Origin of the sequence: Mesorhizobium sp. YR577, from assembly GCF_900116595.1 — a bacterium.
Taxonomy (GTDB): domain Bacteria; phylum Pseudomonadota; class Alphaproteobacteria; order Rhizobiales; family Rhizobiaceae; genus Mesorhizobium_M.
This window is the reverse complement of record NZ_FPBI01000023.1, coordinates 1-20,000: the sequence shown is the minus strand read 5'-3', so window position 1 is coordinate 20,000 and position 20,000 is coordinate 1. Positions and strand designations below refer to the sequence as shown.

At 58.8% G+C, this 20,000-nt stretch carries 20 protein-coding genes; 16 read left to right on the top strand and 4 right to left on the bottom strand.

The genetic code is table 11. From position 1 onward, the window contains the following. Positions 1-2 precede the first annotated feature (2 nt). The 7 genes from BM413_RS25795 (at position 3) to nadC (ending at position 6,722) form a co-directional block, all read left to right on the top strand. On the top strand, positions 3-776 hold the full coding sequence (locus BM413_RS25795; RefSeq protein WP_091917730.1) for a thiazole synthase: 774 nt from the start codon (positions 3-5) through the stop codon (positions 774-776). Then, a complete protein-coding gene (locus BM413_RS25790) occupies positions 773-1,378 on the top strand; it encodes a thiamine phosphate synthase (RefSeq protein ID WP_091917729.1) in 606 nt (201 codons plus the stop codon). Before BM413_RS25795 ends, BM413_RS25790 begins: the two co-directional genes overlap by 4 nt. Beyond that, positions 1,369-2,124: a bifunctional hydroxymethylpyrimidine kinase/phosphomethylpyrimidine kinase gene (gene thiD, locus BM413_RS25785; protein WP_091917783.1), complete on the top strand. Its 756-nt coding sequence runs from the start codon at positions 1,369-1,371 to the stop codon at positions 2,122-2,124. The genes BM413_RS25790 and thiD overlap by 10 nt, the downstream gene beginning before the upstream one ends. A gap of 204 nt (positions 2,125-2,328) precedes the next feature. Next, positions 2,329-3,276, top strand: coding sequence for an NUDIX hydrolase (locus BM413_RS25780; protein ID WP_091917728.1), 948 nt, complete (start codon positions 2,329-2,331; stop codon positions 3,274-3,276). Between the two features lie 67 nt (positions 3,277-3,343). Further along, on the top strand, positions 3,344-4,318 hold the full coding sequence (nadA, locus tag BM413_RS25775) for a quinolinate synthase NadA (protein WP_091917727.1): 975 nt from the start codon (positions 3,344-3,346) through the stop codon (positions 4,316-4,318). Beyond that, positions 4,315-5,865: an L-aspartate oxidase gene (locus tag BM413_RS25770; RefSeq protein WP_091917726.1), complete on the top strand. Its 1,551-nt coding sequence runs from the start codon at positions 4,315-4,317 to the stop codon at positions 5,863-5,865. Before nadA ends, BM413_RS25770 begins: the two co-directional genes overlap by 4 nt. A gap of 2 nt (positions 5,866-5,867) precedes the next feature. Continuing rightward, positions 5,868-6,722, top strand: coding sequence for a carboxylating nicotinate-nucleotide diphosphorylase (gene nadC / locus BM413_RS25765; RefSeq protein WP_091917725.1), 855 nt, complete (start codon positions 5,868-5,870; stop codon positions 6,720-6,722). A gap of 36 nt (positions 6,723-6,758) precedes the next feature. On the opposite strand, the gene BM413_RS25760 is transcribed toward nadC, so the two are convergent. Then, complete coding sequence (locus tag BM413_RS25760) at positions 6,759-7,883, bottom strand: RHE_PE00001 family protein (protein ID WP_091917724.1); 1,125 nt, start codon at positions 7,881-7,883, stop codon at positions 6,759-6,761. A 769-nt stretch (positions 7,884-8,652) separates the two neighbouring features. Here BM413_RS25760 and repA point away from each other — a divergent pair. The 3 genes from repA (at position 8,653) to repC (ending at position 12,312) form a co-directional block, all read left to right on the top strand. Further along, a complete protein-coding gene (gene repA, locus BM413_RS25755; RefSeq protein WP_091917782.1) occupies positions 8,653-9,864 on the top strand; it encodes a plasmid partitioning protein RepA in 1,212 nt (403 codons plus the stop codon). 39 nt (positions 9,865-9,903) lie between these two features. Then, positions 9,904-10,944, top strand: coding sequence for a plasmid partitioning protein RepB (gene repB, locus BM413_RS25750; protein WP_091917723.1), 1,041 nt, complete (start codon positions 9,904-9,906; stop codon positions 10,942-10,944). Between the two features lie 156 nt (positions 10,945-11,100). Next, a complete protein-coding gene (repC, locus tag BM413_RS25745) occupies positions 11,101-12,312 on the top strand; it encodes a plasmid replication protein RepC (protein WP_091917722.1) in 1,212 nt (403 codons plus the stop codon). 98 nt (positions 12,313-12,410) lie between these two features. Here the strand turns inward: repC and BM413_RS25740 are convergent, their stop codons facing one another. Continuing rightward, a complete protein-coding gene (locus BM413_RS25740) occupies positions 12,411-13,412 on the bottom strand; it encodes a tyrosine-type recombinase/integrase (protein WP_091917721.1) in 1,002 nt (333 codons plus the stop codon). Positions 13,413-13,535: 123 nt separating this feature from the next. Between BM413_RS25740 and BM413_RS25735 the strand changes: the two genes are divergently transcribed. Together BM413_RS25735 and BM413_RS25730 are read left to right on the top strand one after the other, a co-directional pair. Continuing rightward, positions 13,536-14,492, top strand: coding sequence for a DUF1403 family protein (locus BM413_RS25735; protein WP_091917720.1), 957 nt, complete (start codon positions 13,536-13,538; stop codon positions 14,490-14,492). Positions 14,493-14,620: 128 nt separating this feature from the next. Then, the gene (locus tag BM413_RS25730) at positions 14,621-15,220 is read left to right on the top strand and encodes an SMC-Scp complex subunit ScpB (RefSeq protein ID WP_244538030.1); all 600 of its coding nucleotides are present in this window, start codon (positions 14,621-14,623) and stop codon (positions 15,218-15,220) included. A 33-nt stretch (positions 15,221-15,253) separates the two neighbouring features. On the opposite strand, the gene BM413_RS25725 is transcribed toward BM413_RS25730, so the two are convergent. After that, the gene (locus BM413_RS25725) at positions 15,254-16,342 is read right to left on the bottom strand and encodes a protein adenylyltransferase Fic (protein ID WP_280141858.1); all 1,089 of its coding nucleotides are present in this window, start codon (positions 16,340-16,342) and stop codon (positions 15,254-15,256) included. A gap of 66 nt (positions 16,343-16,408) precedes the next feature. Here BM413_RS25725 and BM413_RS25720 point away from each other — a divergent pair, with 66 nt between their 5' ends. Beyond that, positions 16,409-17,119 (top strand): IS6 family transposase, encoded by a 711-nt coding sequence (locus BM413_RS25720; protein ID WP_091917717.1) that lies wholly within the window; start codon positions 16,409-16,411, stop codon positions 17,117-17,119. Positions 17,120-17,367: 248 nt separating this feature from the next. Here BM413_RS25720 and BM413_RS25715 read toward each other — a convergent pair whose 3' ends face one another. Then, entirely contained in the window at positions 17,368-18,063 is a 696-nt protein-coding gene (locus tag BM413_RS25715) for a methyltransferase domain-containing protein (protein ID WP_091917716.1), read from the bottom strand. Between the two features lie 139 nt (positions 18,064-18,202). On the opposite strand from BM413_RS25715, the gene BM413_RS32730 reads away from it, so the two are divergent. The 3 genes from BM413_RS32730 to BM413_RS32725 form a co-directional block, all read left to right on the top strand. Next, the gene (locus BM413_RS32730) at positions 18,203-18,532 is read left to right on the top strand and encodes a hypothetical protein (RefSeq protein WP_139238651.1); all 330 of its coding nucleotides are present in this window, start codon (positions 18,203-18,205) and stop codon (positions 18,530-18,532) included. Positions 18,533-18,806: 274 nt separating this feature from the next. Next, positions 18,807-19,877 carry a GDP-mannose 4,6-dehydratase gene (gene gmd / locus BM413_RS25710; protein ID WP_091917715.1) on the top strand — a complete coding sequence of 357 codons (1,071 nt, stop codon included), beginning with the start codon at positions 18,807-18,809 and terminating at the stop codon, positions 19,875-19,877. 10 nt (positions 19,878-19,887) lie between these two features. Continuing rightward, the coding region (locus BM413_RS32725; protein ID WP_139238653.1) for an NAD-dependent epimerase/dehydratase family protein at positions 19,888-20,000 on the top strand (113 nt) is incomplete at its 3' end.

The following is a 20,000-nucleotide window of genomic DNA, read 5'->3' as shown; positions in this document are numbered from 1 at the left end:
CAATGCTCTCCCTTTACGGTACCGAAATGTCCTCACGCCTGCTGCTTGGCACGGCACTTTACCCCTCACCCGCAATATTGGGTGATGCCGTCACAGCCTCGCGAACGGAAATCGTCACCGTGTCACTGCGGCGCGAGGCGGCGGGCGGCAGGACGGGCGAAAAATTCTGGTCACTGATCCAGTCACTCGGCATTCGCGTGCTGCCCAACACCGCCGGCTGTCATTCGGTCAAGGAGGCGGTCACCACGGCCAAAATGGCGCGCGAGGTCTTTTCAACCAACTGGATCAAGCTTGAGGTGATCGGCGACCACGACACGCTGCAGCCCGACGTTTTTGGGTTGGTCGAAGCCGCACGCATCCTTGCTGCGGATGGTTTCGAAGTATTCCCCTACACCACGGACGACCTGGTCGTTGCCGAACGTCTTCTGGAAGCAGGCTGCAAAATCCTGATGCCCTGGTGTGCGCCCATAGGCTCTGCGCGTGGGCCGCAGAATATTGAAGCATTGCGCAGCCTTCGCGGTCATTTTCCCGATACGCCGCTGATTGTCGACGCCGGCATCGGCCGGCCGTCCCATGCCGCAACCGTAATGGAACTCGGTTTCGACGCGGTGCTTCTCAACACGGCGGTCGCCAAGGCCGGCGATCCCATCGGCATGGCAACCGCTTTCGCCAAGGCGATCGAGGCAGGTCGCTCGGCATTTCTCGCAGGCATGCTCGAACCACGCGATATGGCCGTTCCCTCCACCCCTCTTATCGGCAAGGCGGTGTTCTCGTGACACTCGACCCTTTCTATCTCATCGTGGACAGCGCCAACTGGATCGAACGCCTGGTTCCGCTCGGTGTAAAACTCGTGCAGCTACGCATGAAGGACATGGAAGAGCCTGCCCTGCGGCACGAAATCCGCGCGGCCAAGACCATCTGCGTGCAATATGGCTGCCAGCTTATCGTCAACGACTACTGGCGGCTAGCAATCGAAGAAGGCTGCGATTTCGTCCATCTCGGGCAGGAGGACCTTGCCACGGCCAACCTTGGGGCGATCAGGCAGGCCGGTCTCAAACTCGGCCTCAGCACGCATGACCACTTGGAACTGGAAACAGCGCTGGCCGCCGCCCCGGATTATATCGCTCTCGGCCCAATCTATCCGACAATTCTGAAGGCGATGAAATGGGCGCCGCAGGGGCTCGACCGCATCGCTGAATGGAAGACCCGCGTTGGAGACCTTCCGCTCATTGCCATAGGTGGCCTTAATATCGAGCGGATCGACGGCGTCTTCGCTCACGGCGCCGACAGCGCTGCAGTCGTCACAGACATTACGCGCAATTCCGATCCGGAGGCGCGAACCTGCGAATGGATTGCGGCGACCGCACGATGGCGATGAACGGCGATCCGCATGTTCTCATCGTTGCCGGTTCGGATTCTTCAGGCGGGGCCGGCATCGCCCGCGATGTTGAAGCCGTTTCTGCGCTTGGGTTGCGGACCTGTCTTGCGGTCACCGCCGTGACGATTCAGACGCACCGCTCGGTCGAACACATCGAATATATAGCCCCCGATCTCGTAGCCGCGCAGATGCGCGCCGCGCTGGCTTCCAACACCATCGCCGCAATCAAGATCGGTATGCTCGGCACTGTCGGAGCCGTCGAAGCAGTGGCTTCGGTTCTGTCGGAACATCCGTCCGTTCCAGCGGTGCTCGACCCCGTGATGGCTTCCTCCTCAGGACGATTGCTTCTGGCGCAAGAAGCAATCGACACCTTGAAAACCGACCTCATGCCACTTTGCCGGCTGGTCACACCGAACTTGCCTGAACTTGCCATTCTCACCGATACGCTGCATGCCAGAGATGAGACGGAAGCGCTCCATCAGGGTCGCTTTCTGCTCAATTCAGGTTTGCAAGCCGTACTGATCAAAGGTGGTCATTCCCCGGGGCCGAATTCGACCGATGTCCTGCTGTGCCCCGATGAAACCCCCGTCCGCTTCAACGCACCTCGCATAACCGGAGAAATGCGTGGAACCGGCTGCATGCTTGCCAGCACAATTGCCGCGCATCTGGCGCTTGGCGACTCGCTCGAAGACTGCGTTCGCAGTGCAAAACGCTACGTCTTCGACCGCTATCGTCAGCTCGCCTGATCGACAGGTTCAACCCCAAGCCCGTTCGCCGCTGCACCATTGCAGCAAACGCGTCCTTCCTATCGTCATTTATGGGTAACGATTTCCGGGCAGATTTTTGTAGGTACGCGGGTGAAAAACTGCCAAGGATACACACATGGTGGCCTGCCAGCGCGAATCTAGGGCCGCATCTGGGAGATCAAGGCGGGACAAGACAGCCAGGCGATGAAAGAGACCGAAAGAACCCACGAGCGTCACGCTGTCGCCGCCGATCTTATCGCCGTTCTGGTCGCCGTCACCAATGGTCAGCCGGCCGTTCTGACTATTCAGCAGGCCAGCGCCCTGCCCTCGGGTCCGTTCGAGCTCAGCCATCGCTCGTTGCAATCGGGGTTGCGGGACTGGGTCGAGCAGCAGACCGGCCATCCGCTCGGCTATATCGAGCAGCTCTACACTTTTGCCGACCGTGACCGGACCGGCGGCGAGCGCACGCAGCGCGTCATCTCGATCAGCTATCTCGGCCTGACCCGGGAAGACCAGGCGTATGGTTCGAAGCAATCCGGCTGGCGCAGCTGGTATGATTATTTTCCCTGGGAAGATCACCGTGCCGGGACGCCGACAATCCTGTCCGAAGTTCTGGCACCTCGGCTGCGGCTCTGGGCCGACGAGGCGGACGATATGGAAACGCGCCGCGACCGCTGGCAGCGCGCGAGCATTGCCTTCGGCCTGGACGAGCGTGGTTGGAACGAGGAGTTCGTTCTGCAGCGCTATGAGCTGCTCTTCGAGGCTGCCCTCGTCGAGGAGGCGCTGCGCGGCCGCAAAAGCAGCAACGCGCAACTGATCGCCGGCAGGTCGATGATCGCCGATCACCGGCGCATTCTTGCGACCGGCATTGCCCGGCTGCGAACCAAGATCAAATACCGTCCGGTCGTGTTCGAACTGATGCCGCCAGTATTCACGTTGCTGCAATTGCAGCGTGCCGTCGAGGCGCTGGCCGGACTGCTCGTTCACAAGCAGAACTTCCGCCGCCTCATCGAACAGCAGGACCTTGTCGAGGAGACCGGCGAGACGACCTCCGATACCGGCGGGCGGCCGGCCAAGCTGTTCCGCTTTCGTCACGCCGTGCTTGCGGAACAAACCGTCGCAGGAACAAAATTGCCCCTCTCACGGACTTGACAATCCTTATGCTCAAGGTAAGCATATGCCTATCTTATACTCACTTCGAGCATAATAGGGTTGGAAAATGTCCGGCATGTCGCTTACCGCAGCTTCGCTCTACGACCGGGTTCAGCGGGTCATTCCGCCGATCGAATGGCCGGTCTTCTCCGACGACATAGATGCCATCCTCGCGCTCAAGCGCGAGCGCAACGCGGTCATCCTGGCGCATAACTATCAGACGCCGGAAATCTTCCACTGCGTTGCCGACATCGTCGGCGACAGTCTGGCGCTGGCCCGCAAGGCGATGACGGTCGAGGCCGATGTAATCGTTCTTGCCGGCGTACATTTCATGGCCGAGACGGCCAAGTTGCTCAATCCGGGCAAGACGGTGCTGATCCCCGACATGGCGGCCGGCTGTTCGCTGGCCGACTCGATTACGCCTGAGGACATCCTCCTGCTGCGCCAGCGCTATCCCGGCGTGCCAGTCGTCACCTACGTCAACACATCGGCTGCAGCGAAAGCCGAATCCGACATATGCTGCACCTCCGGCAATGCGAAGGCCGTGGTGGAATCGCTTGGCGTGCCGCGCGTGCTCATGCTGCCCGACGAATATCTGGCGCAGAACATCGCCGCTCAGACCGACGTCGAGATCATCGCCTGGAAAGGCCATTGCGAAGTGCATGAGCGCTTTACGCCGCGCGATATCCACGAGCTGCGCGAGGCTCATCCCGGCATCACGGTGCTCGCGCATCCCGAGTGCCCGCCGGACGTTGTCGCGGAAGCCGACTTCGCCGGCTCCACCGCGGCCATGTCCGACTATGTCGGACAGAAAAAACCGGCGCGGGTCGTGCTGATTACCGAGTGCTCGATGAGCGACAACGTTGCCGTCGAGCATCCCGAAGTTGATTTCATCCGCCCCTGCAATCTCTGCCCGCATATGAAGCGCATCACACTCGGCAACATCCGCGCCGCGCTGGAACAAAATCGGCACGCCGTGACGATCGATGCCAGCGTCGCGGCGCGTGCGCGGCTCGCAGTCGAGCGCATGCTGGCCGTATGACCATTGACGCTCACGATCTTTCCGGTCGCCCCATTATCATCGGCGCCGGCATTGCCGGCATGATGACCGCGCTGGCGCTGGCACCCGAGCCGGTCGTACTGCTCACCAAGGCACCTCTGGGTGCGGAAGCATCCAGCGTTCTCGCCCAAGGCGGATTGGCGGCGAGCCTCGGTGCCGACGACAGCCCCACCCTCCACCTTGCCGATACACTCGCCGCCGGCGACGGGCTCTGCGACCCGGCAACGGCAAAGCGAATTGTCGAGGCGGCACCGGCCGCGATCGAAACACTTGAGCGCCTTGGCGTCGCCTTCGACCGAACGACCGCCGGCATGATAAGGCTCGGTCTTGAGGCCGCCCATTCACGACGACGCATCGTTCATGCGGCAGGTGATGCCACCGGTGTGGAACTGGTTCGCGCGCTTGCCACTGCCGTGCGTCGCACGCCGACGATCACGCTTCTCGAAGGGTTGGAAGCGCGACAGCTGTTGATCGAAGACAACGCAATTGCAGGCGTGCTCGCTGCTGGATCATCTGGCGACGTGGCACTTATGACGGGAAGGGTCGTTCTTGCCACCGGCGGCGTCGGCGGGTTGTTCCACGATACCACCAATCCACTCGGCAGCTTTGGCCAGGGGCTGGCGCTGGCTGCGCGGGCAGGTGCGGTTCTTTCCGATCTCGAATTTGTCCAGTTTCATCCGACCGCGCTAGACGGCCCAACCCGGCCGATGCGGCTCATCAGCGAGGCGGTGCGCGGCGAAGGCGCAGTGCTGATCGATGAAAATGGCTTCCGCTTCCTCAAGGATTTGCCGGGTGGCGAACTGGCGACACGCGATGCGGTGGCGCGCGGGGTCTTTCGCCACCTCGCCAAAGGCCACCGCGTCTTTCTGGATGCACGCGAAAGGCCCGGCGCGAATTTCGCTGCCCGCTTCCCGGCAATTGCTGGCTTCTGCCACGAGGTGGGACTGAACCCAGCATTGGAGCCAATTCCGGTGCGCCCCGCAGCGCATTATCATATGGGCGGCATCGCCGTCGACGAAGCTGGCCGTAGTTCCATCGCCGGCCTGTGGGCATGCGGCGAAGTCGCCGCAACGGGATTGCATGGCGCCAACCGTCTCGCCAGCAATTCGCTGACCGAGGCGGTTGTCACGGCTGGCTGGGTTGCTGCGAGCGTAGCTGAAACGGCAGCCCGCTCTTGTCGGCCCTCAATGCCCGCGCGCATAGCACCGCGACCCGACGCGTCTTCCGTGCGGTCGACTGTGTCTCGCGCGCTCGGCGTCGAGCGCAACGGTGACGAACTGCGCGATGCCATCGCAGCCCTCCTGTCACTGGTGTCGAACCAAGACGCAGCCTCTGATCCGGCCGCGGTCGGACTGATGATGGCCGTCAGTGCGGTGCAGCGCCAGGAAAGCCGCGGCGCGCATTACCGGAAGGACTTTGCGCAGAAAGCTGCCGTCGCACGGCGGTCGTTTATCAGCCTCGATGAGGCGATCGATTTCGCACGCAAACTGACTGACGAATTCCCAATGCAACTGGCCCGGAGTGCCTGACGATGAACCTTTCGCCACTGCCAGCCGTCATGCTCGAACCGCTGGTGCGGACCGCATTGCTCGAAGATCTCGGCCGGGCCGGCGATGTCACCACGGATGCGATCGTTCCCGCGGACCAGCAGGGGCGGATGGTGTTTTCCGCGCGCCAGCCGGGCGTGGTGGCCGGGCTCGATCTTGCAGTGCTGGCCTTCCGCTTGATCGATCCCACAATCGAGATGGAAATAAAACAGCCTGACGGTAACGCCATCCGGGCCGGCGATATCATTGCCGAGGTGAGTGGTTCTGCGCGTAGCCTGTTGATTGCCGAGCGAACCGCTCTCAATTTTCTCTGTCATTTGAGCGGTATCGCCACTGCGACCCATTCAGTCGTCACAGCAGTGCAGGGACACAAGGCAAAAGTCGTCTGTACCCGCAAGACGACGCCCGGACTGAGAGTCCTCGAGAAATACGCGGTGCGGGCCGGTGGCGGCTCCAACCACCGGTTCGGTCTCGACGATGCCGTGCTCATCAAGGACAACCATATCGCCATTGCGGGCGATATCCGCACGGCCATAGAACGTGCTCGGGCTTACGCCGGCCACATGGTGAAGATCGAGGTCGAGGTCGACACCCTTGATCAGCTTGAGATCGCGCTTGCCACTGGCGTGGATGCGGTACTTCTGGACAACATGTCGACGGATGACCTGCGCCGCGCGGTGGCGATGGTCGGCGGACGCACCATCACTGAGGCTTCCGGCCGCGTGACGCCGACAACAGCCCCCTCTATTGCGGCAACTGGCGTCGATCTTATCTCCATCGGCTGGCTGACCCATAGCGCGCCGGTACTCGACATCGGGCTGGACGTGCTGGCACACTGATGAGCGATGTCTTTTCGACAGACCGGTTTCCGCTCCTCAGACCACGCCCCATGCCTGAAACCGCTTGCGGCCCGTTATCTCGCGCAGATTGAGTTCGCCGACCAGGTTCAGCACGCCTTGCCGCGTAAGTTTGAGCTCCGACTGGATCATCGTCGTCGAGACCAGCGGCCGCGCCAGCACCAGTTCAATCAGGCGGGGCAGATTGGAACTCGACCGGCGATTTTTCAAACGCCGCTCCATCTGCTCGCGCGCCAGCATCAGGCGATCATGTTCCTTGAGACCGGCGAGCGCCGATTGATGAATGGCATCGAGAAACGCCAGCAATCGTGTGGCCCTGTCGCGTGAACGGCGGCGCTCGATCGGGATGTTTCGCAGCCCGACGTTAAGGCAAGCGAGATGGTTGGTGGTGATAGCCGTCTGACGCAAAAGCGCCGCGACGAACAACGGACCGAGCCAGGACGCGTGCTGCAGGACTTCAATCTCACTCCAGGCGTCGCTGAGAATGGCCGCGCGCAGCACGGCCGGCAGGCCTTCGGTTTGCGCGGCGACTGTGTTCCATTCGGACAGTCTTTCTCCCTCGTTCCAGTCGCGATCATAGACCAGGGAATCGCGCTCCGACGCCGAGGGCGATTCCCTGGTCTTTGTCTCAAGCCCATCAAGGACCGCCCGTGACCGCTCCAGCACGGCATCGATCGTGGCAAATTCTCCTGCGAGGGGGCCTGTGGATTCATCGTCATCAAAACCGTCAAACGCCTCTTGGCCGACAGTGCCCTGCCCTCCCCGGACAGCTGCGTCGTCCGGCTCCTCCACTATGGCCCCACTTCCGGCGAGTTGGCGCATTCCATCCCTGCTGAGCGCCCAGTCCGCTTTGTTGGCGAGTATCTTGCGGCGGGTGCGCAGCATTGAATGCGCGCGCGTAAGCTCATGCGTGGGCGCACGGATATCCATCCGAGCATCATGCAGGACAAGATCCTCGATGTGGACCAATTCACCTTGAACCCACAACGCCGCGACCGCGTCATGAAAGTGCATGCGGCCAATCCAGCCCTCGCAGACCGGGGAACGGGCAAGACGCTCGTCGAGCCGCGTCAAAGCCTCGCCGGCCCGCGAAACCGGAACCAGAAGCTTCTCAAGAGACAAAGGGGTGAAATCGTAAGCCATTGAAACCACAATAGCTCAGCCTCGTTAGTCAAGCTATATGGTTTTTACGTTGACTTGCTGCGGGACCGCATTGATCGCTTGTTTGGTGACCGAAACATGCGGTTTTGACCATCTCAGGGTCAGGCGTATGACGAGCGCGGAACGCAATGCAAATCATAGCCACAGAACGTTACGAAACATTGTACGACGCTTTCGGCGTACGGCAAGCCCCTTCTTACCCACCGGCTGGCGAATGTCATTTCGCGCAAAGCGGGCCACCTTTATGCGGAGATACTGCTGCGCGAAGTTCGCGCACCACAGCCGTGACCCATAAGGCATTCAACAGCTCCGTGCGGACATATCCCCGTCTTCGCAAAAAAGAACACATGCCCCGAGCGCTCTCTGTGCCGCTCCGAGGCCTCGACATCGTGAACCTCATCGTCGTTTTGATCTTGTATATCAGAATCTTGTATATCAGATTCGGCGCCTGCCCGCGCGGCTACAGCCGTCAGCGCCCAGCCGAGAACTAAGTAACGGAGGGGCGTGCAATTGAATAGCGCCGGCTCTCACCCGCATTCCGGTCACGACATTTGGATTCCGGCGAGTCTTCCTTCATCACCAAACGTGTATTAAAATGCCCCAACGAGAGAGTTTACGGCAGTAAACCCGCAGCATTGAATCGGCGTTAACCTTTTGTTAACCCTAAACTCCTTGCTCCCATATCCGAATCGGGACAAAATGCGCTTTCTTTGCGGATGATTTGAAAATTCGCATTTTGGAAAAGGCGCTCATGAATATCGCACCCGGCTTCAACAACGCGCTGTCAGACTTCGACCAGCTCATCCTCAAACAGGGTAGCGAGTTGTCGAAGCGATTGCAAAAGCACCGGCTGGACAGCTTTCCACCCAATGCGCAAAAGACCTTGCGGCCTTTCCAGCTTGCCGAAGTTGCAAGCTATCTGGGCATCAGTTCCGGTCACCTCAAAAACCTCTCGCTGGAGGGCAAGGGGCCTCAACCTGCCGTCACGCCGACCGGCCGCCGCTCCTATACGGCAGAGCAGATGCAGGAAATGCGTCACTGGCTCGACAAGAACGGGCGCTCCGAGGTGAAGAACTACGTACCGCACCGGCGCGGCGAAGAGCATTTGCAGATCGTGGCCGTGGTGAATTTCAAGGGCGGCTCGGGCAAGACAACGACGACCGCGCATCTTTGCCAGCATCTCGCCCTCACCGGGCATCGGGTGTTGGCCATAGATCTCGATCCGCAGGCTTCGCTATCGGCACTCCACGGTTTCCGGCCGGAAATTGACCAGGATGAGAGCCTCTATGAGGCGCTCCGCTACGACGACGGGCGCAAACCGCTTTCGGCGCTCATCAAGTCTACCAATTTCCCGGGACTGGACATCGTCCCCGCAGCACTCGACCTGCAGGAGTTCGAATACGACACGCCGCTGGTTCTTGCCGAAAAGGGCACGCGGGACATAGGCCGGGTCTTTTTCACTCGCCTCGATACTGCACTTGCCGAAGTGCAGGACCGCTATGACGTGATCGTCCTCGATTGCCCGCCGCAGCTCGGCTACCTGACGCTGACAGCGCTCTCCTCGGCAACGGCAGTCCTTATCACCGTGCATCCGCAAATGCTCGACGTCATGTCCATGTGCCAATTTCTGCTGATGCTCGGAGAGATTCTTAATCCCATTAAGCGCGGCGGCGGCAACATGAACCTCGATTGGTTCCGCTATCTCGTCACGCGCTTTGAGCCTGGCGACGGTCCTCAGGCACAAATGGTGCATTTCATGCGCGCGCTGTTTGGCGACTACGTCTTGAAGAACGAAATGGTGAAAAGCACCGCCATCTCGGATGCCGGCATCACCAAGCAGACGCTTTACGAGGTTGAGCGGAACCAGTTAACCCGATCAACCTATGACCGGGCAATGGAAGCCTTGCACTCCGTCAATGGCGAAATCACCGACCTGATCCATCAGGCTTGGGGGAGGGTATGACGATGTTTCCCGGTAAAAACCTGACAGGAGGGCTTCAAGATGTCACGTAAAGGTCTTCTGGCAGGCCTCCTCGAAGAGGACGAGTTTACGGCAGTAAACCCTGACGCCCCAACCGCTCCTATCCCGTCGCCTCGCAGCGGCAGGGGCGCCTTCGGCATGATGAGCCGGGCGGCCGATGAAATGGCGACCAAGGTAGAAGCTGCGCAAGAGATCGAGCGGAAGCTGCTCGCCGGGGAAAGCGTCATCGAGCTCGACCCAGATCAAATGGACAGCTCTTTCGTGCTCGATCGCATGGAACAGGATGATGCACGCCTGGACGAGTTGGTCGAAGCGATCAAAGAGCGAGGGCAGGACTCACCGATCCTCGTGCGGCCGCATCCAACGTCAGAGAACCGCTATCAGATCGTCTTTGGCCATCGCCGCGTCAAGGCGGCCAGGCTGCTGGGAAGGCCGGTTCGGGCGGTGGTCAAGCCCCTCACCGATCGCGAGCATGTCGTAGCCCAGGGCCAGGAAAACAGCGCACGCGCCGATCTCTCCTTCATCGAGCGTGCGATATTTGCCGCAAAACTCGCCGAAAGCGGCTTCGACAACCAGATCATCATGAACGCGCTGTCGGTAAACAAGACCGTCGTGTCGAAGATGGCCTCGGTGACCAAGCAGATACCGGTGGCAATCATTGAGGCCGTTGGTGCAGCGCGCGGCATTGGCCGCGACCGTTGGTACGACCTCTCGCTCAAATTCCGCATTCAAGGAAACGCCGGGAGGGCCATGGCTTATGTCGCACGGCCTGAATTCGGCGAATCGGATTCGGATGAGCGGTTCAACAGCCTTTTCGATTTTCTTCCGTCAGAAGAGCCAAAGGATGGAGCCCCCATCCATCAGGACAAGACCCAGGCAAGCACCACGTCATGGGTGCCAGCCGACAAATCCCTCAGCGTAACGATGAAAACCACCGGAAAGGCGTTCACGCTCGCCTTGAAGGACAAGGATGGCACGCGCTTTGGCGATTGGATTTCGCAGAACCTGGACGGGCTGTATCAGGCCTTCAGGCAAACCGAAAAGACCAAAACAGGAGACTAAACCGCAAAAGAAAAAGGCCCCCGAACGTTGCCGTCACGGAAGCCCTTCTCAAGTCTGTAGCAAGCTGAGAATCGCAAATCCGCGAATCACTGTCAAGAGTCATTGGCGTCGTTTTGGCGAGCAGATTTCTTTTGCCTGAAAAAAGGTGAGAGAAAAATGGGAGTAGTCCTCTCGTCGACGCCCTTTGGGCGGCGAGCGCTGTCGTTTGCCATGGTGGCAGGACAGGTAACAGCCAATGAATGTCCGCCAGAAACCACCATCAACAAATGGCAGGCGTTCCGAACCATATGCGAGGCCAAAGCAGCGATCGGCGTCACAGACCGTTCGCTCGTCGTTCTCAATGCACTGTTGTCGTTTCACCCCGAAACCGACCTTTGCGCCGGCAACGACCTCATCGTTTTTCCGTCAAACGCACAATTGGCGTTGCGTGCCCACGGAATGGCGCCAGCGACGTTGCGAAGACATCTGGCAGTGCTTGTCGAATGCGGACTTCTTGTGCGTCGCGACAGCCCGAATGGTAAACGTTACGCCCGAAAAGGGCAGGGCGGCTCGATCGAGCAGGCCTTCGGCTTCGACCTCATACCGCTGGTCGCCCGAACAGCAGAATTCGCGCGTCTTGCAAACGATATCCGGGCCGAAAGGCGTGCCCTCCAGCTTTGCCGCGAAAGGATCACGCTCTACCGCCGCGACATCGCAAAAATGCTCTCATTCGGCCGCGACGATAACGTTGCCGCAGATTGGAACCGACTTCAAATCGAATATCAGGCAATAATCGCTCGGCTGCCCAGAACAGCCACGCTTCTCGAGCTGGAACCATGCGAAGAAGGCCTTGCTGCTTTGGCCGCGAAACTGCGCAACATTCTGGAAACACACGTAAAATCGAAAAAACCAAGCGCCAATGAGTCTCATTTTGAGCGGCACATACACTATTCAAATCCGAATCCAGATGAAGTTGAATCTCACCAAAACACGCATGTTGAAGCAATCACCGAGCCTACGACGACGCCCAAAAACAAAATCGTAACCGACTTTTCGCTCGACCTCGTGCTGAAGGCGTGCCCCGATATCACCGGCTATGCCAGGAACGGTATTTCTCGTTGGGGCGATCTCATCGAAACGGCAAACCTTGTCCGCTCCGCTCTTGGCGTAACGCTCGATGCATGGAACCACGCCAATCAAGCGATGGGGCCTGTCGATACAGCGATCCTCACGGCAGCGATGCTGCAACGCGCAGGAAAAATATCAAACCCTGGCGGCTATCTGCGAAGCCTGACTGAAAAAGCAAGGAGCGGGAATTTTACTGTCGGTCCTGCCTTGATGGCCCTGCTCAGAAGGCAAAACGGCATCAACGAAACAATCGCCGCCTAAACGGAAGATAGGGATATGCATCGAGACAATCCGCTCATTTTCAAACAGCATAGCAGAAGCGATCATCGGCACTATTGTGCACCTAGGGCTGATAGATCTCAGCCCACCCAAGGCCGACGTCGCAATGAGCTTGCAGAGAACCGTTCGCCGCGCTCCTGCTCAGACAAATCACCGCGAACGCCGGCAGCAAGCGCTGCACGCTTAACCAACCGGGCAACTTCCTGGTCGTTAAGGCGGTCGTCCCCGACAGCTTTGCCCTTGCCGGTAACACGCCGAAACAGCGGTCCAGAAGCAATCCGGGCAAATTTGAGCCAAGTCTCGAGCGCCAACACAGGACAGGACTGGTCGGAAGAACCGCGACCGATCTCAACCTCGCGCGAGCCGGTCTTGCCACGCAACGTGACGAGAACGCTCTTGTCGCGAACCTCGATCCAGCCGAGACCGTCTTTCGTCTGGTCTTGGCCAACGTCGAGCCCCACGAGTTCGGAGCGCCGCAGACCACCTGCAAATCCGACCAAAAGCATCGCTCGATCTCTTAAGCCGCGCAAAGTGCCATGATCAAGCGTCGCCAGCATAGCCAGAATATCCCCCGGACGAATGGCTACCTTCTTAACTTGTGGGGTGGCTCCGTTTTTGCGAATTCCAGCCATCACCAAGGCGATATGCCCGTCCTTCCTGTCAAACGGCTGGCCACGCTGCGCAAAATTCCAGGTCAGAGACGACAGACGACGCTCGATCGTCAGGACAGAATCGGGTTTCCTGTCTCCAAAATCAGCGCCAGATGCGCAGGCTGCAACGTAGAGGCCGACAATCTGTGGATCGGAGGGCAATATCTCGAAATTCCGGCGGCGTGCCCACCCACAAAAATGCTTCCAATCAGCAGCATAGGCCCGGCGTGTATTGGCCGAAATGACCGGTTCTGTATCACAGCGAGCGCCATCGGTAAGCTTCTTGCCAAGCGACGGGGAGAAAGGGGAGGCGTCAGCAGAAATCAGCGCACCGTCCGACAACGGCGACGACATACTCCCAGCATCATTATTCAACGCTTTGGAGATCTGCCACGCGTTTTTCTCGGTATTCTGATCGACGGGAGAGGTCATTGCCCCAGGGAATCACACAAAGACCGATAATGCAATTATCGTTCGTTTTAGGATGTCGACACCCTGTGCGGTTTGATGTGAAAGAGATGGCATAAACTGCACGGGCGCTGTAAGCTGACCGGCATGGATTCGTGCACCGCTCGACCCGATTTGGCCACTGTGCCAACCGCACCTCTCCCCGCCTGGGCTTTGCCGCGTGGTCGCGAGACTGGCGAGGCCGATGCCGCCTTCGCCGCCGGCATTGCTTTGAAAGCGCTTGACGATCTTTTGCGCGCCGATCCCGCCTGGGCCGGCTGTTTTCGCGCCCGCCAGGCGCTTGCCTGCGCTGCCGCCGCAGTTCGCCTCATGGGCCGGGGCGAAGATGAAGCAGCGCTCCGCGATGCCGTGTTGCTGACCGCGCCCGGCAGTGATCCTGGCCCCGCCGGCAATCTTTTGCGTGGCTTCCAGAAACTCGCCGCGAAAAAACCTGTTCTGTCGGTGACGGTTGCGGCTGAGCTCGCTGCGCTGTTCGGGATAGCCTGGGACAATCGCCTGGCCGCTGCCCTCGATCACGCTGCCGGCGTGCAGCAAAAATCTGGGCGCGCTGTGCCCTTTGCCGTCGCCGAGTTTGTGATCGCCATGCACGCCGAGCGCCCCGATGCCGAAGTTTTGGCCTGGGCGCTCGCCGATGTTCTTCTGGCCGAAAAGCTGAAGTGGCAAAAGACCGTGCCGCTGTTGATGACGGCCCGGTTTGGGCCCGCCTTTCGAACGCCCGGCGGCACCGGTCGGGTGCGACCAGGCGAATCTTCTTTCCAGCGCGCTGTCTGCACGGCTTTGGTCGAGGCCATAACTGCGGCCCTGCGGTCGGCGGAAAACATCGCACGCCGCGCCGAGTTTCTTGTCGCTGCGGCGCCGAAGCTGCGCACCAAAGGGGCCGACGCCGTGGTCAGAAGATTGTTGGACGAGGACGCTGTGCCGGCCTCGGCGCCCGGCACTAACCTGTCGCGCTGGGCGGCAATGCGGCTGTTCGAACGGCTGGAAAGCTTCGGGGCGGTGCGGGAGCTGTCCGGCCGCTCGTCGTTCCGGATTTTTGGGTTGTGACGATGCGCGGAGCCACGAAAACAGCGCGCGCTCAAAAAACGACGGTCGGAGGCGAAACGTCGGGACACAACGTGTCGTTCGATCGCGAACTGGAAAATCTGCCACCGGCGTTGCGCTGGCGCGAATGGATGCTGCGGGTCGAGGTCGTTTTGTTCGCTGCCGCCGAGCCCGTCGACCGTGAGACGCTAGCGCGGGTGGTCGGGAAAGATTGCAGCATCGACCTGCTCATTGATGATTTGCGCGAGGAGCTCAGTTCCCGGCCCTATGAGTTGGTCGCGGTCGCTGGCGGCTGGCAGCACCGCAGCCGCAGCAAATTTGCCGAGACCATTCGCGCGGCAGCAACGCCGACCCGCTCAGCCACAGAAACCCTCTCCGACGGCGAGGCCATCTTGCTGATGGCAATTGCGTATTACCAGCCGGTGACGCGGGGCGAGCTGTCGAAAATCTTCGGGAAAGAAATCTCGCGCGACACAGTCGCCGGCCTGCGCGATGCCGGCTTCATCGCCTCCGGACCGCGCAGCCCGACACCCGGCGCACCCTACACCTACGTCACGACAAAACACTTCCTGTCCGCATTCGGCCTGGAAACGCTGCGCGATCTGCCGGAGCTCGAAATGCTTCAGGATGCCGGCCTGCTAGGGGAGGGAGGTGGCGGGACGGAACACGGGATGTTTCCCGCGAACCCTGCTGATTCGGCGGATAGGCTTGGGGAAGATCTCTGGCCTTAACGTTTGCTCAACACGGCTTACTTCAAGGCTTCTTCAAATAGCCGATCGGTCCCTCAGCAGAGCCAGCAACGCCGGATTGATATAAAGGCTTTCCCGGCCGACTTTCATCTGCTCAAGCAGCCCTTGCTCTGCCATGGCCTGGAGATAGGTGGACGCCGCTTGTCGCTTGGCGATGCCGGCCGCGACCAGATCGCTGATGCGGCAATAGGGATTCACAAATATCACCTCGGCCAGCTCGCGCGAATAGATCTTCGGCAACTCGTTCCTCATTTTCTCGGCAGTTTGGTCGAGGAGATTACGGATCGCGCCAATGCGCGCGGTAGACCAGATAGCTGTCTCCCGAACCGCTTCGAGCATGTACAGTATCCAACTCTCCCAGGCCCCATCGGTCGTGACGGCGAGAAGTCCGTCATAGTAGGCACGCTTATTGGCAATGATGTAGCGGCTCAGATAGAGCACCGGGATTTCCAGCAATCCCTTATCGACGAGGTAGAGAAGGTTGAGGACGCGACCGGTTCGACCGTTGCCGTCGACGAACGGATGGATGGCCTCGAACTGGTAGTGCATCACGGCCAGCCGGATGAGCGGATCAACGTCTTCGGCGTCGTGAATGAAGCGTTCCCAGTTGGCCAGTTTATCGCGCAGCAGCTTCTGCCCTTCCGGCGGCGTATAAATAACGGTGCCGGTGGCCTCATTCATCAGAGCCATTCCCGGTGTCGCCCGAATATCCAGGTCTACACCTTTGATCGTGCTGCAGACGGCGATTGCCGTCGACGTCGATACAGGGCGGCGGCGCAGCATGTCAAAACCTTCGCTCAACGCTGTGCGATAGCGGAGCGCTTCCTTGGTCGCAGGATCGGCTTGTGCGCCGGCTTCGTTAGCGAATCGGAACAGTTTGTCAGTCGTCGTGACGATGTTCTCGATCTCGGAACTGGCTTGGGCTTCCCGCAGTGGAATGGAGTTGATCAGAACAGCCTGGTTTGGAAAGAGCTGTCCAGAGACCTTGAGTTCAGCCAAGGCTGCGCGCGCGGCAATGCAGGCTTTCAGAACAGCCTTCGTCTCGATATCCGTAGCAGGAGGCAACGGCGGTAGGTCGTTGTAGGGAATGTCTGGCCGAAACATCATGTCGATTAACCCCGCCTCAATCGACGCATTGCCAGCACATGTCGTCGTCATCGACACGTCGTCATGTCTATGGGCCGCCATTTTGATCGATCTGTGATCCTGCTGTGCGTACACCGGTATCTGACCTACAATCTGAGCTTGCGCGATCTGGAAGAGATGATGGCCGAACGCAGCCTGAACGTCGATCACTCTACCGTGCATCGCTGGGTCGTCCACTTCTCACCTCGACTGCTGGAGTGTTTCAATCGGCGCAAGCGTGTGGTCACTGGCAAGTGGCATATGGACGAAACTTATATCAAGGTTCGCGGCCAATGGACGTACCTCTATCGCGCCATCGACAGCGTTGGTGCCACGGTCGAATTCTTCTTCAGCGAAAACCGTGACCTGCCGGCTGCAAGACGCTTCCTCCGGAAGGCGTTGGAGCGCCACGGTCGACCGGATCGCACTGTTATCGACGGTAGCCAGACAAATCACGAGGCGATTATTTCCTGCGACGCTGAAAACCGTTTGCTGGATCGATCGCGACGCTCACCAAAACCAATCCGCATCCGCATCCGCATCCGCAAGAGCAAGTACCTCAATAATCGGCTCGAGCAGGACCATCGACGCGTCAAGCGCCGCATCCGCCCCATGCTCGGCTTCAAGTCGATGGCAAGCGCCGAGGTCATTCTTTCCGGCATCGAGATGGTTCACATGATGCGCAAACGGCAGGCGAGGTTTGCCTACAATCCATGTCCGTCAATTGCCGATCAGTTCGAGATCCTTGCCGCCTGATCATCGGCTCAAAAGCGTCGCGTTGTGACCGAAAGTACGATTTGCGACAGAACCCTCGCTCTGCCGGTTCAGCTGTTGATGTTCGCCGAATTTTCGAACAGTCTCATGGTGCGAAGGATTGACCTGGCAAAGCTGCGCGGGATGTCACATGGAAAGGTGCTGGCGGTTGGGTCTCGCATTCCCAGCATGAGAAACTGTCAGGGAATTTCATGAATCATGATTTTCTGAGATGTAAGACGACTATAATGTCAGTTCTTGGTAGCCACCATAAATACCGAGACGTTCTGTGCAACCTTTCGCAAGGGAATGAGTGACGGTGCCTGTTTCCCCCAGTTGTACATGACATTGTCGGGATTGGTCGCTAGATCACAGGTGAAACGAAACGGACCTCCGTAAACGTCACCAACCGGGGTTAGCCGGGTATCCTTCATCCATGCCCTATAGGCCTCAAATCTCTCGACCCAATAGGGACTAGGCTCATCAGACAGGTATAAATCGATAGCGTGTATCCAAAGCCCTCCCGGTTTCAGTATACGCAAACCGTCGTTCAGAAAAGTAGCCAGATTTGGTGTCTCAACATGTTCCACGACAGAGACGGAAAAAACGACATCAAAAAAATCATCCTGGAGCCGGCTGGAAAACTCACCTAGGAAGACTTGGACGTTCTGGACTCCCGGAACCTTTATCTCGTCAGCTGGTCCACCGTCTGCACCTTGGAACTTTTCGACATTGAAACACGTATTGTCGGGAGCAAGCTTGGGAAGTATTCGCGAGGCACCGCCCCCAATTTCAGCAATGAGTTTGCCCTGACTGCCTTTGATAAAATCATAGACAGCCAAGTCCTGGATATTTTTCAGCTGAAATCGGCCTTTTTCAGAAAGATGACGGTCAATACCCCTATCCCATGCGCTCCATAGAAAGGTTTTCCGTATCAGATCAAACATTTTCCCCTCCAAAAAAGTCCCGAACTATTAACAGCGAAGATCGTGAAACCAACTTCTGTCTGCAGTTGCACCAAATCGTCTACTGTATTTTGTGCGACAGCTTTAGGTTAGGAGCAACAGAATATTGAATTCTCGGTTCGTGGAACCGCGCAACGTCACTTCGCCAAGGGCCGTTTTTCTATCACTCGATCGCATTCCAGGCTTGGGCGAGATCGGCGGTTGGGAATTGCGTAGTGATGCGCACGTCTACTCGGTAAGGCTGCCTAAAAAGGCAAACGCGCCTTCGGTTTGGAGCGCTGCGGCTACCTTGTCCTTCAAGATGGAGGAACTCGGCACTTTAGAAGTCGTGTCATTTGATATCCGCATTGGCTTCTATTGGAACAATGCCCCCACTGCGAGATTGAGAGATCAGTTGCCTGTAACGGAAACTAATGCTGCGAAATTCCGCAGTCCGCCGGATCGGCATTAACCTTGAACCGTATCCTCCCACCGTGAACCTACTGCTCGCGATAGCGCGCCACGGCTTCCGCGGCGTCATTGGCGGACGCAATACCCCAGACTGCTCAAAACGCTCTGAAAGCCGTGTCGCGCGGCGTCGTAGCTGTGACGCAATAAGGCATGGTAGTACGAAACTTGAGCTTCTGAATGCATTTTTTAGCATGAATATCGTCTATCTCGGTTGCCTTTGTCGAGCATTTCGATAAGTGCTGCTCTCTGAATAAACGTCGATCGGATATAGTTCTATGACAGATAAGACAGCGCTCATCACCGGGGTTACAGGTCAGGACGGTGCATATCTGGCCAGACTCTTGCTAGACAAAGGGTACATTGTTCACGGTGTAAAGCGGCGCTCCTCATCGTTCAACACCGAGCGTATTGACGGCATCTATGTCGATCCGCACGAAACGGGTACGCGTTTTTTCCTGCATTATGGCGACCTCACCGATTCCACCAACCTGATCCGGCTGGTGCAGGAGACGCGCCCGACCGAAATCTACAACCTCGCCGCGCAAAGCCACGTGCAGGTGAGCTTCGAAACGCCCGAGTATACCGGTAATGCGGATGCGTTGGGTACGCTTCGGCTTCTGGAAGCCATCCGCATTCTTGGCATGGAAAAGACCGTCCGCTTCTATCAGGCATCAACTTCCGAGCTCTACGGCAAGGTGCAGGAAGTGCCGCAGTCGGAAACCACGCCCTTCTATCCGCGGTCTCCCTACGCCGCAGCCAAGCTTTACGCATACTGGATCGCGGTCAACTACCGCGAGGCCTACGGGATATTTGCCTCGAACGGCATCCTGTTCAACCATGAAGGCCCAACGCGCGGCGAAACCTTCGTGACGCGCAAGATCACCCGCGCCGTTGCCGGCATTCAGAACGGGCTTCAGGAAACACTCTATCTGGGAAATCTCGACGCCAAGCGCGATTGGGGACATGCCCGCGACTACGTGGAAGGCATGTGGCGTGTCCTGCAGCATGACGAGCCGGATGATTTCGTTCTCGCCACCGGTGAAACGCATGCGGTGCGCGAATTCGTCGAACTTGCATTTGCCGAAGTCGGCCGCACGATCGAATGGAATGGTACGGGCGTGGACGAGGTCGGTCGCGACAAGGCGTCCGGGCAGGTCGTGGTGCGTATCGATCCACGCTATTTCAGACCGACCGAAGTTGACCTCCTGATCGGTGATCCGTCCAAGGCGAAAGCGAAGCTCGGCTGGCAGCACACGACCAGCTTCCGGCAGCTCGTTTCAGAAATGGTCGCATCCGACATCGCACTGATAAAGCGTGAATCTTGGCGCAACGACCGCTCGGCATGATATGAAGTAAATCATAGCGGTTCTCTACTCCCTGAAAAACAAGCGCGTCTTCGTCGCGGGCCATCGCGGCATGGTCGGATCGGCAATCGTGCGCAGGCTGAAGGACGAGGATTGCGAGATCCT

Excerpts from the sequence above, each read along its gene's own strand:
- nadC (WP_091917725.1), top strand. The coding sequence starts at position 5,868 with ATGAACCTTTCGCCACTGCCAGCCGTCATGCTCGAACCGCTGGTGCGG.
- BM413_RS25735 (WP_091917720.1), top strand. The coding sequence starts at position 13,536 with ATGGATTCGTGCACCGCTCGACCCGATTTGGCCACTGTGCCAACCGCA.
- BM413_RS25795 (WP_091917730.1), top strand. The coding sequence starts at position 3 with ATGCTCTCCCTTTACGGTACCGAAATGTCCTCACGCCTGCTGCTTGGC.
- nadA (WP_091917727.1), top strand. The coding sequence starts at position 3,344 with ATGTCCGGCATGTCGCTTACCGCAGCTTCGCTCTACGACCGGGTTCAG.
- repB (WP_091917723.1), top strand. The coding sequence starts at position 9,904 with ATGTCACGTAAAGGTCTTCTGGCAGGCCTCCTCGAAGAGGACGAGTTT.
- BM413_RS25730 (WP_244538030.1), top strand. The coding sequence starts at position 14,621 with ATGCTGCGGGTCGAGGTCGTTTTGTTCGCTGCCGCCGAGCCCGTCGAC.
- BM413_RS25740 (WP_091917721.1), bottom strand. The coding sequence starts at position 13,412 with ATGACCTCTCCCGTCGATCAGAATACCGAGAAAAACGCGTGGCAGATC.
- BM413_RS25720 (WP_091917717.1), top strand. The coding sequence starts at position 16,409 with ATGTCTATGGGCCGCCATTTTGATCGATCTGTGATCCTGCTGTGCGTA.
- BM413_RS25770 (WP_091917726.1), top strand. The coding sequence starts at position 4,315 with ATGACCATTGACGCTCACGATCTTTCCGGTCGCCCCATTATCATCGGC.
- BM413_RS25725 (WP_280141858.1), bottom strand. The coding sequence starts at position 16,342 with ATGTTTCGGCCAGACATTCCCTACAACGACCTACCGCCGTTGCCTCCT.
- repA (WP_091917782.1), top strand. The coding sequence starts at position 8,653 with ATGAATATCGCACCCGGCTTCAACAACGCGCTGTCAGACTTCGACCAG.
- BM413_RS25715 (WP_091917716.1), bottom strand. The coding sequence starts at position 18,063 with ATGTTTGATCTGATACGGAAAACCTTTCTATGGAGCGCATGGGATAGG.
- thiD (WP_091917783.1), top strand. The coding sequence starts at position 1,369 with ATGGCGATGAACGGCGATCCGCATGTTCTCATCGTTGCCGGTTCGGAT.
- BM413_RS25760 (WP_091917724.1), bottom strand. The coding sequence starts at position 7,883 with ATGGCTTACGATTTCACCCCTTTGTCTCTTGAGAAGCTTCTGGTTCCG.
- repC (WP_091917722.1), top strand. The coding sequence starts at position 11,101 with ATGGGAGTAGTCCTCTCGTCGACGCCCTTTGGGCGGCGAGCGCTGTCG.
- gmd (WP_091917715.1), top strand. The coding sequence starts at position 18,807 with ATGACAGATAAGACAGCGCTCATCACCGGGGTTACAGGTCAGGACGGT.
- BM413_RS25780 (WP_091917728.1), top strand. The coding sequence starts at position 2,329 with ATGAAAGAGACCGAAAGAACCCACGAGCGTCACGCTGTCGCCGCCGAT.